Raw genomic sequence first — 16,456 nt, 5'->3', positions numbered from 1 at the left:
GTTCGGCGTCGGACGCGCGGATCGGGGTCGGCCGACGCGCACGGATTGGGGAGGCAGGAACGACGGTGGCGGAACGGAGCACTGCCGTCGACGTGGCAGACAACAGCGGTGACAAGCCGCTGACCGCACAGGCGGACCAGTCCACGGCCGACGGGGTGGCCAACAACCGGGAGCGGGACACGGACAGCGACGAGGCACAGGGCAGCCCCACGAGCGAGGGGTCCGGCAAGACCTCGCCTCCCGAACTGCACAGCGGGCACAAGCTCGCCAGACGCTACCGTCTCGAGGAGTGCGTCACCCGTCTGGACGGCTTCAGCAGTTGGCGGGCCGTCGACGAGAAGCTGCGCCGCGCCGTCGGCGTCCACCTCCTTCCGGCGGACCACGCGCGAGCCCGTTCGGTGCTGGCCGCGGCCCGTTCCGCCGCCCTGCTCGGCGACCCCCGCTTCGTCCAGGTACTGGACGCCGTCGAGGACAACGACCTCGTCTACGTCGTGCACGAATGGCTCCCCGACGCCACCGAGCTGACCGCGCTCCTCGCCTCCGGACCACTGGAGGTCTACGACGCCTACCAGATGGTCAGCCAGGTCGCGTCGGCCATGGCGGCCGCCCACCGCGAGGGCCTCGCCCATCTGCGCCTCAACCCCAACGCAGTGCTCCGCACCTCGACGGGCCAGTGGCGGATCCGCGGTCTCGCCGTCAACGCCGCACTGCGCGGCATCAGTTCCGACACCCCGCAGCGCACCGACACCGAGGCCATCGGCGCCCTTCTGTACGCCACGCTCACCCAGCGCTGGCCGTACGAGACCGACGCACACGGTCTGGCCGGGCTGCCCAAGGACATCGGTCTGATCCCTCCGGACCAGGTGCGGGCCGGCGTCCACCGCGGCCTGTCCGAACTGGCGATGCGGGCGCTCGCCAACGACGGCGCCACCGCCTCCCGCCACGAGTCCCCGTGCACGACGCCGGAGGAACTGGTGAAGGCGATCGGCGAGATGCCGCGCATCCGCCCGCCGGAGCCGGCGTTCACCGCCCCGCCCCAGTACCAGCGCACGGCCTACCAGCAGGGGGCGTACGGCCGTCCGGCGCCGCACATCGGTGCCACGCAGCCCGTTCCGACGCCACCGCCCCCGCTGCAGAGCCGTACCGGCAAGGCCCTCAAGTGGGGCGTGTCGGCCCTGTTGATCGCCGCGCTCGGTCTCGGAAGCTGGCAGCTCGCGGACGCCCTCATGGACCGGGGCGGCAGCGCCGACGACCCGAACCAGACACAGACCGTGGACGGCGACAACGACAAGAACACCCAGGCCCCGGTGCCTGGCAAGCCGGTCGCCATCACCGGAGCCCGGGACTTCGACCCCTTCGGCGACCAGTCCGAGAAGCCGTCCGACATCGGCAATGTCTACGACGGAGACAAGTCCACCTACTGGCAGACGGCCTACTACCTCAGTTCCGACTTCGGCCGTCTCAAGCCCGGGGTCGGCGTCATCCTGGACCTCGGCAAGGTCCAGCAGGTCGGAAAGGTGACCGTCACCTTCCTCGGGAACACCTCTGTGGAGCTGCGCAGCGCGGGCAAGGACGCCACGACGGAGCCGACCTCCTTCGACGCCTACCAGAAGGTCGCCGGGGGTTCGGGAACGACAGTGGAACTCAAGCCGGACAAGGCCCTCCAGAGCCGGTACCTCCTGGTGTGGCTCACCGATCTGCCGGTGCAGGCGGACGGGACATGGCGCGGCCGCCTGGCGGACGTCACGGTGACCAGCTGACGGCATCTACCGCAAGGGGAGGGTGTGATGGCGGGCAGCGAGAGTCATGACGGAGTGGCCGACCAGGATCTCCTCGCCCGTCACGTCCAGGGCGACCCCGATGCCTTCGGTGAGCTCGTGCGCCGTCACCGCGACCGGCTCTGGGCCGTGGCCCTGCGGACCCTGGGGGATCGCGAGGAGGCCGCCGACGCCGTCCAGGACGCGCTCGTCTCCGCCTATCGTGCCGCGCACACCTTCCGCGGCCAGGCAGCCGTGACGACCTGGCTGCACCGGATCACGGTGAACGCTTGTCTGGACCGTGCCCGCAAGGCCGCGTCGCGGAAGACGGCGCCCACCGATGACACGGAGCGCCTGGATCAGCTCCTGGAGCCGCACGAGTCGGCTTCCGCACCCGCCGAGCGCAATGATCTGCACCGCCAGTTGCTCGCGGCCCTGAGCACCCTGCCCGCCGACCAGCGGGCCGCCCTCGTCCTCGTGGACATGCAGGGCTACCCCGTCGCGGAAGCCGCCCGCATTCTCGACGTGCCGACCGGAACGATCAAGAGCCGGTGTGCCCGGGGAAGAGCCAGGCTCCTGCCCCTGCTCACCCACCTCCGGCCCGACGGCAGCGAGGCGAAGACGGAACCGAGCACGGAGCGGAACCGGACACGGGGGACAGCCGTCCCACCCGCAGCGGGACCGCAGCGTGCGGGACCGCCGGAGGCAGAGCCGAGCGATTCAGCCGCAGTGAAGGGCGGAGGTGGACGAGCGTGACGTCGTCGACGGCAGACATGACCGGGCACCCGGATGTCGCGGAGATCTCCGACCTCGCCGAAGGCATCCTCCCCCGTGCACGGACCACCGACATACGACGGCATCTGGAGAGCTGCGCACTCTGTGCGGACGTCTACGCGTCGCTGGAGGAGATTCAGGGCCTGCTCGGCACGCTGCCGCCCCCGGCCGCCATGCCGGACGACGTGGCCGCCCGTATCGACGCCGCCCTGGCTGCCGAACCGCGACCGGCCGCGGCCGACGACGCGCATGTTTCACGTGAAACATCGACACCGGTCGACCGACCGACCGGGCACCCCCGCCACTCCTCCACCGGCCCCGGCCGCAAGGCTCGCCGGCGAGGCGTGCGGCGAAGGGTCGCTGTACTCGGCGCCGTGGCCGCCGCTGCCGCCATCGGGCTCGGCTCGGTCGTCGTGTCCTCCCTCACCGGGGAGAGCCCGTCCAGCGACACCGCACACGAGCAGCAGACCGCCGCACTCTCGGACACCTTCTCCGAGGGGCATCTCCAGGACAAGGTCACCGGCCTCGTCGCGGGCGGGAGCGCTCAGAACGAGTCGCCCACACCGCGCAGCTTCGGCATGGAGTCCGAGACCGGTGGCGAGACCGCCGAGAACCACGTCTTCAAGCAGCCGACCGTGCCCGAGTGCATCCGCCGGGGCATCGGCCGCGACGACGCGGCGATCGCCACGGAGCAGGGCGTCTACCAGGGCAAGGAAGCGCTGCTCGTGGTACTGCCCGATGCCGCCCACGACACCCGCGTCACCGCCTACATTGCCGATGCGGCGTGTGTGAAGCAGCCCGCCATCGGCGAGGCCAAGATCCTTCTGCAGCACTCCTACGCGCGTCCGTAGCGGTCGGGTCCGACTCCCCTCCCGGGTGGCCCGGCCCTGTCGTCGTGTGCCCGGACACAGCGGGAATGCGCGCCCCGTAGGATCCGTTAGGTGGGGTGAGAGTTCCGAGTGCAGCTCCACCCGGCCCTGAAGACGCAGTCCAGAGACGAGGAATGAAGCCGTGAGCGACGTCCGAAACGTGATCATCATCGGCTCCGGGCCCGCCGGCTACACGGCGGCGCTCTACACCGCGCGAGCGTCGCTCAAGCCGCTGGTGTTCGAGGGTGCCGTCACTGCGGGCGGAGCACTGATGAACACCACCGAGGTCGAGAACTTCCCCGGCTTCCAGGACGGGATCATGGGCCCCGAGCTCATGGACAACATGCGGGCCCAGGCGGAGCGCTTCGGTGCCGAGCTGATCCCGGACGACGTCGTGAGCGTCGACCTCACCGGTGAGATCAAGACCGTCACCGACACCGCGGGAACCGTCCACCAGGCCAAGGCCGTCATCGTGACCACCGGCTCCCAGCACCGCAAGCTCGGCCTGCCGAACGAGGACGCCCTGTCCGGCCGCGGCGTCTCCTGGTGCGCGACCTGTGACGGCTTCTTCTTCAAGGACCAGGACATCGCCGTGATCGGCGGCGGTGACACCGCGATGGAGGAGGCCACGTTCCTCTCCCGCTTCGCGAAGTCCGTGACGATCGTCCACCGTCGCGACACCCTGCGCGCCTCCAAGGCGATGCAGGAGCGTGCCTTCGCCGACCCCAAGATCACGTTCGTGTGGGACAGCGAGGTGGCCGAGGTCCAGGGCGACCAGAAGCTCTCGGGCCTGAAGCTGCGCAACGTCAAGACCGGCGAGCTCTCGGACCTGCCGGTGACCGGCCTGTTCATCGCGATCGGCCACGACCCGCGCACCGAGCTCTTCAAGGGCCAGCTCGACCTGGACCCGGAGGGCTACCTGAAGGTTGAATCGCCCTCGACCCGCACCAACCTGACGGGTGTCTTCGGCGCCGGTGACGTGGTCGACCACACCTACCGCCAGGCGATCACCGCCGCGGGCACCGGCTGCTCCGCCGCACTCGACGCCGAGCGCTTCCTCGCCGCCCTCAGCGACGAGGACAAGGCGGAGCCCGAGAAGACCGCCGTCTGACCACCCCATCCCCCGCACCACTCAGTTAAAGGAGCCCGCCGTGGCCGGCACCCTGAAGCACGTGACCGATGCCTCCTTCGAGGAAGACGTCCTGAAGAACGACAAGCCCGTCCTGGTGGACTTCTGGGCCGCCTGGTGCGGCCCGTGCCGCCAGATCGCGCCGTCCCTCGAGGCGATCGCCGCCGAGTACGGCGACAAGATCGAGATCGTCAAGCTGAACATCGACGAGAACCCGGGTACGGCTGCCAAGTACGGCGTCATGTCCATCCCGACCCTGAACGTCTACCAGAGCGGCGAGGTCGCCAAGACCATCGTCGGCGCCAAGCCGAAGGCCGCGATCGTCCGTGACCTCCAGGACTTCATCGCCGACTGACGTTTCACGTGAAACACGAATGGGCCGACCCGAACGGGTCGGCCCATTCGGCTTACAGCGGCCTCCCCGGCGCCCTCTACAGCGGACGCAACACCGGTTCCTTCTGCACGGCGCCGAGCAGGCGGTCCAGCGCCATCTCCACGTCCTCCTTCCAGGAGAGCGTGGACCGAAGATCCAGCCGCAACCGCGGATACCGGGGATGCGGCCGCACCGTCTTGAAGCCCACCGCCAGCAGGTGATCCGCCGGCAGGACGCAGGCGGGTTCCTTCCAGCGAGCATCCCCGAACGCCTCGATCGCCTTGAATCCCCGGCGCAGAAGGTCCTTGGCAACCGTCTGGACCATCACCCGGCCCAGCCCCTGCCCTTGGTACCCGGGCGTCACGAAGGCGGTGATCAGTTGGACCGCGTCCGAGGAGACCGGACTGGTGGGGAAGGCCGCAGAGCGCGGCACATAGGCCGGGGGTGCATAGAGAACGAAACCCACCGGCACGTCATCGACGTAAACCACCCGACCGCAGGACCCCCAGTCCAGGAGCACGGCGGAGATCCAGGACTCCTTCTCCAGAGCGGGTGTGCCCGCCTTTACCGCGGCCTCGCCGCTGACGGGATCCAGTTCCCAGAAGACGCACGAGCGACAGCGTGAGGGAAGGTCCTGAAGGTTGTCCAGCGTGAGCGGTACGAGCCGGCGGCCCATGAAGGCTGTTCCTCGCTTCCTTCGCCTGCCGCATCGCGGGCGGCTGTCAGAGCGCTCCGTTCCCTGAGCAGGCTTCCGACGAACCCACCGACCGCGCCCAGCCCCAAGCCCGCGCTCACCAGTTCGGTGCGGCTCATCGTTCGCATGGCCCCTGCCTTCCTCTCAGAGGTACTGCCAGGTGACAACGCCATCCCGGTCGCATCGTATCCACGATGCGGTGGCCTCGACACCGACGCAATGCAAAGGGCGGGCCGTGTTCCGGTAAGCACCGGCACACGGCCCGCCCTTGAAGCTGTCGGAGCGCCGCCGGGCGCTCCCTCGCCCCGACATCAGGATTCGACGTCGTCGTCCTTCTCGTCCAGGAGGCCCTTCTGCAGTACGGGGCCTTCGCCGGGGGCCAGGCTGCCGAGGATCCGCTCCAGATCGTCCATGGAGGCGAACTCCACGGTGATCTTGCCCTTCTTCTGCCCCAGGTCGACCTTGACGCGTGTCTCGAAGCGGTCCGAGAGCCGAGTCGCCAGGTCCGAGAGCGCCGGGGAGACCAGGGAGCCGGCCCGCGGTCCCTTGGCTCGCTGCGGCTTCTGCGGCCGGGACCCCATCAGGGTCACGATCTCCTCGACCGACCGCACCGAGAGCCCCTCGGCCACGATGCGATGGGCCAGCCGGTCCTGCTCCTCCGGGTCGTCGACAGAGAGCAAGGCTCGCGCGTGACCCGCGGAGAGCACCCCTGCGGCCACCCGGTTCTGCACCTTCGGCGAGAGCTTCAGCAGACGCAGCGTGTTGGACACCTGCGGACGGGAGCGACCGATGCGGTCCGCCAACTGGTCGTGCGTGCAGTTGAAGTCCTTCAGCAACTGGTCGTAGGCGAACGCCTCCTCCAGCGGGTTCAACTGAGCACGGTGCAGGTTCTCCAAGAGCGCGTCCAGGAGGAGCTTCTCGTCCTCCGTCGCCCGGACGATCGCCGGGATGGCATCCAGTTCCAGCTCTCGGCAGGCACGGAACCGGCGCTCGCCCATGATGAGCTCGTAGCGTCCGGGCTCCGTGGGCCGCACGACGACCGGCTGGAGGAGACCGACCTCCCTGATAGAGGTGACGAGCTCGGCCAGCGCGTCGTCGTCGAAGTCCTTGCGCGGCTGCTTCGGATTCGGCGTGATCGCGTCGAGAGGAACCTCGGCGAAGTGTGCCCCCATGGGCGGTCGGAGCCCTTCAGCACCCTGGGGCGCCGTCGGCTCCTCCGTTTCACGTGAAACATGCGCCAGCGTGGCCACCTTCGCCGCGGCCACCCCGCGTTCGTTCGGCAGCAGAGGCATCGCCCCCGGGGCCGCGGGAACCGCGGTTCCCAACGCCGCCGAGGCTACCGACTTCTCGGTCGGGGCATTGGGGATCAGTGCGCCCAGACCACGACCCAGCCCCCTCCGTCGCTCACTCACTGGATCCCCTCCACCATGTTTGGATCATTCTGAGCGCCGACATGGGCGTGGGCCGCGTCATAGCTGACACCCACTCCCTTCAGCGCGATCTCACGGGCCGCCTCCAGGTAGGAGAGGGCTCCGCTTGATCCTGGATCGTAGGTCAGCACCGTCTGCCCGTAGCTCGGGGCCTCGGAGATACGGACCGAGCGGGGAATGCTGGTCCGCAGCACCTCCTCGCCGAAGTGGCTGCGCACCTCGTCCGCGACCTGGGACGCGAGCCGCGTCCGGCCGTCGTACATGGTGAGGAGGATCGTTGACACATGCAGCGTGGGGTTGAGGTGTCCCCTGACCAGGTCGACGTTGCGCAGCAGCTGTCCCAGGCCCTCCAGCGCGTAGTACTCGCACTGGATCGGGATCAGGACCTCCTGGCCCGCGACGAGCGCGTTGACCGTCAGCAGGCCCAGGGAAGGCGGGCAGTCGATGAGGATGTAGTCCAGCGGCTGCTCGTACGCCGTGATCGCCCGCTGGAGCCGGCTCTCACGTGCGACCAGAGAGACCAGTTCGATCTCCGCACCGGCGAGGTCGATGGTCGCGGGCGCACAGAACAGGCCCTCGACATCGGGGACCGGCTGGACCACTTCCGAGAGCGGCCGGCTCTCGACCAGCACGTCGTAGATGGAAGGCACATCCGCGTGGTGGTCGATCCCCAGCGCGGTGGAGGCATTGCCCTGGGGGTCGAGGTCGACGACCAGGACCCGCGCACCGTGCAGGGCGAGTGACGCGGCAAGGTTGACGGTCGTCGTCGTCTTGCCCACACCGCCCTTCTGGTTCGCTACGACCATGACCCGGGTCTGCTCGGGGCGCGGCAGCCCATCGCCGGCGCGGCCCAGAGCCTCCACCGCCAGTTGGGCAGCACGACCGATCGGAGTGTCGTCCATCGGAGGCGGTGTTTCACGTGAAACATCCGCCCCCATCGACTCGGTACGGGGACCGGGGACCGGATCGGTCATCGGTCCCGCGATATTGGCGTCGGACCGCAAGGATTCACTCTCCTCGACTTCAGGCTCGCAATGAACAGAGCCTCCCATGCCTTCGGGGTCATGAACCAGTGAGGCCTGGGCTTCTGTGGAGAAATCCACCTCTGTGGACAACTCCGTACCCTCTCCGAGCGACCCGAGAGGCTTCCGTTCACGTGGGTCGGCCGCGGCGCGGCCGCGACTGATGATGCCGTGCAGCAGTGAGCGACGTTTCACGTGAAACACGATGCACAGCAGCCGAGAGCGATCGGCCGCGACACTCCGGCACGCGTGGGCAGGGCAGCTTGTGTGGAGTACGACGGAACGGCCGGGCTCCTACCCGCGACGTCGACGCGTCCGGCCGGTCCGGGCCGCCTTGGCCCGCTTGGCGGCGAAACGCACACCGCCGGGGCTCTCGCCGACCTCGACCCGCACCACGGTGGACATGGGTTCCACGACCCCCTCGCCGACGTGAAGGATGGAGGTCTCTTCCGCTCCGAGCTTGCTCAATGCCGCGGTCGCCGCCTTCAGCTCCTCCTCGGCCGTGTCGCCCTTGAGGGCGAGCATCTCGCCGTACGGGCGCAACAGCGGGATGCCCCAGGTGGCGAGCCGGTCCAGGGGAGCGACGGCACGGGCCGTCACCACGTGCACCGGCGGCAGCTTGCCCATGACCTCCTCGGCCCGGCCCCGCACCACGGTGACATGGTCCAGGCCCAGCAGCTCCACGACCTCGCTGAGGAAGTTCGTGCGGCGCAGCAGCGGCTCCAGGAGCGTGATCTTCAGGTCTTCCCGTACCAGAGCCAAGGGGATGCCGGGCAGGCCGGCGCCCGAGCCGACGTCGCACACCGTCACTCCCTCGGGGACGACCTCCGAGAGCACCGCGCAGTTCAGCAGGTGCCGCTCCCAGAGCCGGGGCACTTCACGCGGGCCGATCAGGCCGCGCTTCACCCCCGCTTCGGCGAGCAGTTCCGCATAGCGGACCGCGTCCGCGTAGCGATCACCGAACACGTCACGTGCCTGCTCGGGTACAGGGGGGAGCTCCGCTGCCTCCGACACGGGGGACCGTCCTTCCGTACGGCACCGGCGCAGAGGACGCCGGTGCCAGAACCACCAGAACTATCAGGCTGACAAAATTCGGCCCCGCCTGCGCAACAGACGGGGCCGGAGAACGAGGGGAACCGATCAGGCGGGGAGGACGACGACGAAGCGCTCCGGCTCCTCGCCCTCGGACTCGCTGCGGAGTCCCGCGGCCTTGACCGCGTCATGCACGACCTTGCGCTCGAAGGGCGTCATCGGCTCGAGCCGCACGGACTCGCCGCTGCTCTTGACCTCGGCCGCGGCCTTGGCGCCCAGCTCGGACAGCTCGGCGCGCTTGCCCGCCCGGTAACCCGCGATGTCCAGCATCAGCCGGCTGCGGTCACCGGTCTCACGGTGCACGGCGAGGCGCGTGAGCTCCTGCAGAGCCTCCAGCACCTCACCGTCCCGGCCGACCAGCTTCTGCAGATCGCGGCTGCTGCTGTCGCTGATGATCGAGACGGAGGCGCGGTCGGCCTCGACGTCCATGTCGATGTCGCCGTCGAGGTCGGCGATGTCGAGCAGACCCTCCAGGTAGTCCGCCGCGATGTCGCCCTCCTGCTCGAGGCGGGTCAGGGTGTCTGCGCCCTCGGCAGCGGCGGAGGTGGTGCCTTCCGTCACGGGATGGACTCCTTCTTACTTCTTCGACGGGGACTTGGGCCGCTGCGGGCCCTTGCGCTGACCGGACTGTGCCCTGCTGCGGCCACCGCTGCCGGACTTCGGAGCCGGCTTCTTGGCACCACCGGCGGACTTGGTGTCCTGCTTGTCGTCAGGCTTGGCGTCCTGCGGCTCGTCCGACTTGGTCAGCGACGTCTTCGGCTCGGCGTCACCGGCGGTCTTGGCCTGACGCTGGGACTTGGTCTGCCGCTTGGGCTGCTGGCGCTTGGGCTGGCCCGTGGTCGTCACGGTCGTGCCGTCCGCGCTCTGGGCGGCGACGGCGGCCTCGTTCTTCACCACGGTGCCGTCGGCCTGGGCCGCCATGCCTGCCTTGTTCAGACCGTTGATGAACTTCCGCTCGGCCTCGTTGCGGTCCCGGCCCTTGGCGACGATCGCCTTCACGATGGCCTTCTGGCCCCGGCCACGGATCCTGCCGTGCTCGGTGACGCTCTTGTGCAGTCGCTCGAGGTAGGCGGCCTGCGCCTTGGAGCCCGGCGTCGGGTTGTTGCGGATGACGTACATCTGCTGGCCCATGGTCCACACGTTGGTGGTCAGCCAGTAGACGAGGACACCGACGGGGAAGTTGACACCGAAGACGGCGAACATGACGGGGAAGACGTACATCAGCATCTTCTGCTGCTGCATGAACGGCGTCTTCACGGTGGTGTCGACGTTCTTCGTCATCAGCTGGCGCTGGGTGAAGAACTGCGAGGCCGACATCAGCACGATCATGATCGCGGTGACGACCCGGACGTCGGTGAGGGAGGCGTTGAGGGCGGAGACGTCGCTCTCGCTGCTGAAGAACTTGGAGGCCAGCGGGGCCCCGAAGATGTGCGCCTTCTGCGCGCTCTCCAGCAGGCTCTGGTTGACCGCGCCGATGGTGTCGCCGGAGGCGATGCCATTGAGCACGTGGTAGAGGGCGAAGAAGAACGGGGACTGCGCCAGGATGGGAAGGCACGAGGAGAGCGGGTTCGTACCCGTCTCCTTGTACAGCTTCATCATCTCTTCGGACTGACGCTGCTTGTCGTTCTTGTAGCGCTCCTGGATCTTCTTCATCTCCGGCTGGAGCGTCTGCATCCCGCGCGTCGCCTTGATCTGCTTCACGAAGAGCGGGATCAGGCAGATGCGGATGAGGATCACCAGGGACACGATGGACAGGCCCCAGGCCCATCCGGTGTCAGGTCCGAAGATCGCCCCGTACACCGTGTGGAACTGGACGATGACCCAGGAGACGGGCCAGGTGATGAAGCTGAAGAGGCTGGCAATCGTGTCCACTAATCATGCTCCTTGGGCATGGGGCGAGGTCTCTGCGGCCGGGCTCGAAGGTTCGGACGTGCTCGGGTGAGCAGGCCGTCCTTCGGTGGCCGGTTCGGCGGCGGAGGTCCCGCCCTTGCGTGCCCGCCAGGCGGCACGCAGCATTTCGTGCCACCGCGGACGCTTGCGCGGTGGAACATGGTCCACTCCGCCCGGCGACCACGGATTGCACCGCAGGATGCGCCAGGCGGTGAGCGCCGTGCCCTTGACGGCTCCGTGCCGGTCGATGGCCGTGTAGCCGTAGTGGGAACACGACGGGTAGTACTTGCAGACCGGCCCCAGCAGCGGACTGATCGTCCACTGGTAGAGCTTGATCAGAGCCAGCAGCGGGTACTTCATCGCGCGCCCCCTCCCAGTAGCCGCGCCAGGGCGGCGTCCAGGTCTCGGGCCAGGTGTGCATGGTCGGCGTCACCCGCACCGGGCAGCGCTCGTACGACTACCAGGCTACCGGGGGGCAACAGGTCGATCCGGTCGCGCATCAGATGGCGAAGCCTGCGCTTCACCTTGTTGCGCACGACCGCGCCACCCACGGCTTTGCTCACGACGAAACCCGCACGTGTCCGGGGAGCGCTCTCCCCAGGCGCGTGCGGGTCCGTGGCACCGCTTCGAAGGTGGACGACGAGGGCCGGGCGGCCGGCCCGGCGGCCCCGTCGTACCGCGGTCGCGAAGTCCTCGCGCCGCCTCAGCCGGTTCTCGGTGGGCAGCACGACGTCATGACCTGATCGGGATCAGGCGGACAGACGGGCGCGACCCTTGCTGCGGCGGGTCGCGAGAATCGCGCGGCCGGCACGGGTACGCATACGCAGCCGGAAGCCGTGGGTCTTCGCGCGACGACGGTTGTTCGGCTGGAAGGTGCGCTTGCTCACTCGGGGGCTCCAGAAAGATTCGGGTGGTGGCGGGGTGCCGTCCTGGCTGTCACCGTGCGCCCACGAGTAGCTCGCGTTACGCCCGAGTGCACCGCTTTTCGATCACCTTGGACGTGACCTGTGCCCATCGGAGGCAGGCGGCAGCAGCCATCGACAACTCGACCTGGTTACGGTACGTGCGACTGCGCCATTCGGTCAAACCAGCGGTGACCGGGAGACACTTGTCCACAGGCTGGGGACAACAACTTGAACCCTACCCGCCGCGCTGACTACCGTGGCTGGACTCCGATTCGTTCCCTTATCCCTGCCCCATCCGATTTTCATCCCGACCTGTCCTCGAATCACACCTTCGAGGGACCCGTGAGAGAGCGTGCCCTGTGGCTGACGTACCTGCCGATCTTGCCGCAGTGTGGCCACGCGTACTGGAGCAACTCCTCGGAGAGGGCCGCGGGCAGGGCGTCGAGTCGAAGGACGAGCACTGGATCCGCCGCTGCCAGCCGCTCGCGCTGGTCGCCGACACCGCCCTGCTCGCCGTACCGAACGAATTCGCGAAGGGCGTACTGGAGGGCCGCCTCGCCCCGATCGTCAGCGAGACCCTGACCCGCGAATGCGGCCGCCCGATCCGTATCGCGATCACCGTCGACGACACCGCGGGCGAGCCCGCCGGCCCGGCGCCCCAAGCCCCGCAGGGCCCGCCGTCGCGCCCGCAGCCCCGCTACGAGGAGCCCGAACTCCCCGCCCCCGGCCAGAGCGGCCGCGAGGACTACCGCGACGAGTACGAGGGCTACGGCCGCAACCGCGCCGACCAGCTCCCCACCGCACGGCCCGCCTACCCGCAGGAGTACCAGCGCCCCGAGCCCGGCTCCTGGCCCCGGCCGGCGCAGCAGGACGACTACGGCTGGCAGCAGCAGCGCCTCGGCTTCCCGGAGCGGGACCCCTACGCGTCCCCGTCGCAGGAGCCGTACGGCCAGGAGCCGCCGCCGTACTCCCACGACTCCCACCCCCCGTACCAGCAGCAGGACTACCGGCCGCAGCCCCCGGACCGCCCGTCGTACGACTCCCCGCGCGGTGACTACGAACAGTCCCGGAGCGACTACGACAAGCCCCGCGGCGACTACGACGCCCCGCGCGGCGACTACGACCAGCAGCGCGGCGACTACGACCAGCGCGGCCCGCGCCGGGACCTGCCCGAGCCCCCGCCCGGATCCGGACACGTCCACCGCGGCGGCCCCGTAGGCCCCGGACCCGCCACCGGGGCGCCCGGGCCGCTGGCCGCACAGCCCGCGCCGGCGACCGGACCGGGCGAGCCGACCGCGCGCCTGAACCCGAAGTACCTCTTCGACACCTTCGTCATCGGCGCCTCCAACCGCTTCGCCCACGCGGCGGCCGTCGCCGTGGCCGAAGCACCCGCGAAGGCCTACAACCCGCTCTTCATCTACGGGGAGTCGGGGCTCGGCAAGACCCACCTCCTGCACGCCATCGGGCACTACGCGCGCAGCCTCTACCCCGGCACGCGCGTGCGCTACGTGAGCTCGGAGGAGTTCACCAACGAGTTCATCAACTCCATCCGCGACGGCAAGGGCGACAGCTTCCGCAAGCGCTACCGCGAGATGGACATCCTGCTCGTCGACGACATCCAGTTCCTCGCGGACAAGGAGTCGACGCAGGAGGAGTTCTTCCACACCTTCAACACCCTCCACAACGCCAACAAGCAGATCGTTCTCTCCAGCGACCGGCCGCCCAAGCAACTGGTCACGCTGGAGGACCGGCTCCGCAACCGGTTCGAGTGGGGGCTGATCACCGACGTACAGCCGCCCGAGCTGGAGACGCGCATCGCGATCCTGCGCAAGAAGGCGGTGCAGGAGCAGCTCAACGCTCCGCCGGAGGTGCTGGAGTTCATCGCCTCACGGATCTCGCGCAACATCCGCGAGCTCGAGGGCGCCCTGATCCGGGTGACGGCCTTCGCGTCGCTCAACCGGCAGCCGGTCGACCTCGGCCTCACGGAGATCGTCCTCAAGGACCTGATCCCCGGCGGCGAGGACTCCACCCCGGAGATCACCTCGACGGCGATCATGAGCGAGACCGCCGACTACTTCGGCCTCACGGTGGAGGACCTGTGCGGCAGCTCGCGCGGCCGCCAGCTCGTGACGGCCCGGCAGATCGCCATGTACCTGTGCCGCGAGCTGACGGACCTCTCGCTGCCGAAGATCGGCGCGCTCTTCGGCGGCCGGGACCACACGACGGTGATGCACGCCGACCGCAAGATCCGCAATCTGATGGCCGAGCGGCGCTCGATCTACAACCAGGTCACCGAGCTGACCAACCGCATCAAGAACGGCTGACGGCCCGCGGCCGCCGGCACGGCCACGAAGGCGCCTCCGGGACTTCCGGGGGCGCCTTTCGCGTCCCCGGGCTCGCTCCGGGCCTCCACCCGCCCGTACGCGCGTCCTCTCCGCTGTTCGAATACCTGCCGGGTTACGGCCGTCCTCCACAGATTCGGCCACTTTTTTCCGTCCACACCTTGGGGACCGGGAAGTTGTCCCGATCCTGTCCACAGGTCAGGCTGTTGAGAGATCATCGGGGCAGGTCAGCTCCCTGTGGATTCGTGGACGAACGATCTCCACAGCCTGTGGACAACCAAACGGTCCACAGGCTGTGCATGCAGTTGTCCACGGGCAACCCACAGGCTGGAGCGGGTTGTCCCCAGTGATCCCCAGCTTCTCCACATGGCTGTCCACTGTTCGGCAACGTGACGCGCCCTGTCACCGCGTCGAGTGAAAGGCGTCACACCGGGCTGCCTGGTTGGGCTGTGGGAAACGTGGGTAAAGCTGGGGACGGCTCTGGGGAGAAGTCGCCTCTCCCTGTGCACGGTGTGTGCAGAACTTTCTGTTCTCCACAGATGTGCCCGGTTGTCCACCGGCTCCGCCCACAGGACCCGTGGACAAAATTCCTGCTCTGACCTGGGCAAACGGGGTTATCCACGGTATCCACAGGCCCTACTACTACTGACGACTAGAGAGAGAGCGGAATTCGTTTCGAAGCGGGTCCTGTGCACAACTCGCCCTCTCGAGCCCGGCCGCCCCTCGTCACGACTTGACCCCGAACGGCACCTACTGTCAGTGGGGTGCGTCAGACTGGTCCCCGGTGTTCTGCCCCTCACAGCGGCGGACGACACCGGTCAGACGACGAAGGCGAAGCAGGGCGAGCAGCGCCGGCAACAGCAGGAGGCGGCAACAGTGAAGATCCGGGTGGAACGCGACGTACTCGCGGAGGCAGTGGCCTGGGCTGCGCGCAGCCTCCCGGCCCGTCCGCCGGCGCCGGTCCTCGCGGGCCTGCTGCTGAAGGCCGAGGAGGGACAGCTCAGCCTGTCCGGCTTCGACTACGAGGTCTCGGCGCGGGTGTCCGTGGAGGCGGAGATCGAGGAGGAGGGCACGGTCCTCGTCTCCGGCCGCCTGCTCGCCGACATCTCCCGCGCCCTCCCCAACCGGCCGGTCGAGATTTCCACAGACGGTGTACGGGCGACGGTGGTCTGCGGCTCCTCGCGGTTCACCCTCCACACCCTGCCTGTGGAGGAGTACCCGGCGCTGCCGCAGATGCCGGAGGCGACCGGCACCGTCCCCGGTGAGGTCTTCGCCTCCGCCGTGCAGCAGGTGGCGATCGCCGCGGGCCGGGACGACACGCTGCCCGTCCTGACCGGTGTGCGCATCGAGATCGAGGGCGACTCGGTGACGCTGGCCTCCACCGACCGCTACCGCTTCGCGGTCCGCGAGTTCCTGTGGAAGCCGGAGAACCCGGACATCTCTGCGGTCGCCCTGGTGCCCGCCAAGACGCTGCAGGACACCGCCAAGGCCCTGACCAGCGGTGACCAGGTGATCCTGGCGCTGTCCGGCTCCGGCGCGGGCGAGGGCCTGATCGGTTTCGAGGGCGCCGGCCGCCGTACGACGACGCGTCTGCTGGAGGGCGACCTCCCGAAGTACAAGACGCTGTTCCCGACGGAGTTCAACAGCGTCGCCGTGATCGAGACCGCCCCCTTCGTGGAGGCCGTCAAGCGCGTGGCCCTGGTCGCCGAGCGCAACACCCCGGTGCGGCTCAGCTTCGAGCAGGGCGTGCTCATCCTGGAGGCCGGTTCCAGCGACGACGCACAGGCTGTGGAAAGGGTCGACGCCCAGTTGGAGGGCGACGACATCTCGATCGCCTTCAACCCGACCTTCCTGCTGGACGGTCTGAGCGCGATCGACTCCCCGGTCGCCCAGCTCTCGTTCACGACGTCCACGAAGCCGGCCCTGCTCAGCGGCAAGCCCGCGGTGGACGCCGAGGCGGACGAGGCCTACAAGTACCTGATCATGCCGGTGCGGCTGAGCGGCTGAGCCGACGGGCTCCGGCGGTCGCTGTCCACAGGGTGGGGACGAACCCGCAGGTGGGGGCATACGCCTGAGCGCGTATGCCCACAACTGTGCACGGGCGTGCGGGTTTAGGCTCGACGCGGGTACGAAAGTGCCGCGGCACCCGTCCGGCGGGTTCGGAGGTGCCGCCTTGCCA

16 protein-coding genes are annotated in these 16,456 nt (G+C 68.9%); 7 read left to right on the top strand and 9 right to left on the bottom strand.

Annotated elements, in window-relative coordinates:
• Positions 1-65 precede the first annotated feature (65 nt).
• The 5 genes from Sdi02f_RS18790 (at position 66) to trxA (ending at position 4,884) form a co-directional block, all read left to right on the top strand.
• A complete protein-coding gene (locus Sdi02f_RS18790; protein ID WP_108933696.1) occupies positions 66-1,760 on the top strand; it encodes a protein kinase family protein in 1,695 nt (564 codons plus the stop codon).
• A gap of 27 nt (positions 1,761-1,787) precedes the next feature.
• Positions 1,788-2,513 (top strand): RNA polymerase sigma factor SigM, encoded by a 726-nt coding sequence (sigM, locus tag Sdi02f_RS18785; protein ID WP_108933695.1) that lies wholly within the window; start codon positions 1,788-1,790, stop codon positions 2,511-2,513.
• On the top strand, positions 2,510-3,382 hold the full coding sequence (locus Sdi02f_RS18780; protein WP_037825204.1) for an RsmA family anti-sigma factor: 873 nt from the start codon (positions 2,510-2,512) through the stop codon (positions 3,380-3,382). The genes sigM and Sdi02f_RS18780 overlap by 4 nt, the downstream gene beginning before the upstream one ends.
• Before the next feature lie 160 nt (positions 3,383-3,542).
• Positions 3,543-4,511 carry a thioredoxin-disulfide reductase gene (gene trxB, locus Sdi02f_RS18775; protein ID WP_030403072.1) on the top strand — a complete coding sequence of 323 codons (969 nt, stop codon included), beginning with the start codon at positions 3,543-3,545 and terminating at the stop codon, positions 4,509-4,511.
• A 40-nt stretch (positions 4,512-4,551) separates the two neighbouring features.
• Complete coding sequence (gene trxA / locus Sdi02f_RS18770) at positions 4,552-4,884, top strand: thioredoxin (RefSeq protein WP_031040003.1); 333 nt, start codon at positions 4,552-4,554, stop codon at positions 4,882-4,884.
• Positions 4,885-4,960: 76 nt separating this feature from the next.
• On the opposite strand, the gene Sdi02f_RS18765 is transcribed toward trxA, so the two are convergent.
• From Sdi02f_RS18765 to rpmH, 9 genes are all read right to left on the bottom strand, one after another.
• Positions 4,961-5,578 (bottom strand): GNAT family N-acetyltransferase, encoded by a 618-nt coding sequence (locus Sdi02f_RS18765; RefSeq protein ID WP_030403070.1) that lies wholly within the window; start codon positions 5,576-5,578, stop codon positions 4,961-4,963.
• Between the two features lie 329 nt (positions 5,579-5,907).
• Complete coding sequence (locus tag Sdi02f_RS18760; protein ID WP_053637796.1) at positions 5,908-7,008, bottom strand: ParB/RepB/Spo0J family partition protein; 1,101 nt, start codon at positions 7,006-7,008, stop codon at positions 5,908-5,910.
• Positions 7,005-8,078, bottom strand: a complete 1,074-nt coding sequence (locus Sdi02f_RS18755) for a ParA family protein (protein WP_078869539.1) — start codon at positions 8,076-8,078, stop codon at positions 7,005-7,007. The genes Sdi02f_RS18760 and Sdi02f_RS18755 overlap by 4 nt, the downstream gene beginning before the upstream one ends.
• Positions 8,079-8,342: 264 nt before the next feature.
• Complete coding sequence (gene rsmG, locus Sdi02f_RS18750; RefSeq protein WP_030403067.1) at positions 8,343-9,062, bottom strand: 16S rRNA (guanine(527)-N(7))-methyltransferase RsmG; 720 nt, start codon at positions 9,060-9,062, stop codon at positions 8,343-8,345.
• A gap of 126 nt (positions 9,063-9,188) precedes the next feature.
• Positions 9,189-9,701 carry a Jag family protein gene (locus Sdi02f_RS18745; protein WP_030403066.1) on the bottom strand — a complete coding sequence of 171 codons (513 nt, stop codon included), beginning with the start codon at positions 9,699-9,701 and terminating at the stop codon, positions 9,189-9,191.
• Positions 9,702-9,716: 15 nt separating this feature from the next.
• On the bottom strand, positions 9,717-11,012 hold the full coding sequence (gene yidC, locus Sdi02f_RS18740; RefSeq protein WP_030403065.1) for a membrane protein insertase YidC: 1,296 nt from the start codon (positions 11,010-11,012) through the stop codon (positions 9,717-9,719).
• Between the two features lie 3 nt (positions 11,013-11,015).
• Entirely contained in the window at positions 11,016-11,390 is a 375-nt protein-coding gene (gene yidD / locus Sdi02f_RS18735) for a membrane protein insertion efficiency factor YidD (RefSeq protein WP_030403064.1), read from the bottom strand.
• Positions 11,387-11,758: a ribonuclease P protein component gene (rnpA, locus tag Sdi02f_RS18730; protein WP_037799078.1), complete on the bottom strand. Its 372-nt coding sequence runs from the start codon at positions 11,756-11,758 to the stop codon at positions 11,387-11,389. The genes yidD and rnpA overlap by 4 nt, the downstream gene beginning before the upstream one ends.
• A gap of 21 nt (positions 11,759-11,779) precedes the next feature.
• Positions 11,780-11,917 carry a 50S ribosomal protein L34 gene (rpmH, locus tag Sdi02f_RS18725; RefSeq protein ID WP_003975051.1) on the bottom strand — a complete coding sequence of 46 codons (138 nt, stop codon included), beginning with the start codon at positions 11,915-11,917 and terminating at the stop codon, positions 11,780-11,782.
• Between the two features lie 377 nt (positions 11,918-12,294).
• On the opposite strand from rpmH, the gene dnaA reads away from it, so the two are divergent.
• Positions 12,295-14,259: a chromosomal replication initiator protein DnaA gene (gene dnaA / locus Sdi02f_RS18720; protein ID WP_108933694.1), complete on the top strand. Its 1,965-nt coding sequence runs from the start codon at positions 12,295-12,297 to the stop codon at positions 14,257-14,259.
• A gap of 894 nt (positions 14,260-15,153) precedes the next feature.
• Positions 15,154-16,284, top strand: a complete 1,131-nt coding sequence (dnaN, locus tag Sdi02f_RS18710; RefSeq protein ID WP_030403061.1) for a DNA polymerase III subunit beta — start codon at positions 15,154-15,156, stop codon at positions 16,282-16,284.
• Positions 16,285-16,456: the final 172 nt, after the last annotated feature.

This window comes from Streptomyces ardesiacus (genome assembly GCF_003112575.1).
GTDB classification, from domain to species: Bacteria; Actinomycetota; Actinomycetes; order Streptomycetales; family Streptomycetaceae; genus Streptomyces; species Streptomyces ardesiacus.
Note: the sequence above shows the minus strand (reverse complement) of the source record. Positions and strands in the feature narration are given on the sequence as shown.

What these genes read in the sequence shown, in the direction of transcription:
- Sdi02f_RS18755 (WP_078869539.1), bottom strand. Translation starts at nt 8,078, where the DNA reads ATGGGAGGCTCTGTTCATTGCGAGCCTGAAGTCGAGGAGAGTGAATCC.
- Sdi02f_RS18765 (WP_030403070.1), bottom strand. Translation starts at nt 5,578, where the DNA reads ATGGGCCGCCGGCTCGTACCGCTCACGCTGGACAACCTTCAGGACCTT.
- yidD (WP_030403064.1), bottom strand. Translation starts at nt 11,390, where the DNA reads ATGAAGTACCCGCTGCTGGCTCTGATCAAGCTCTACCAGTGGACGATC.
- sigM (WP_108933695.1), top strand. Translation starts at nt 1,788, where the DNA reads ATGGCGGGCAGCGAGAGTCATGACGGAGTGGCCGACCAGGATCTCCTC.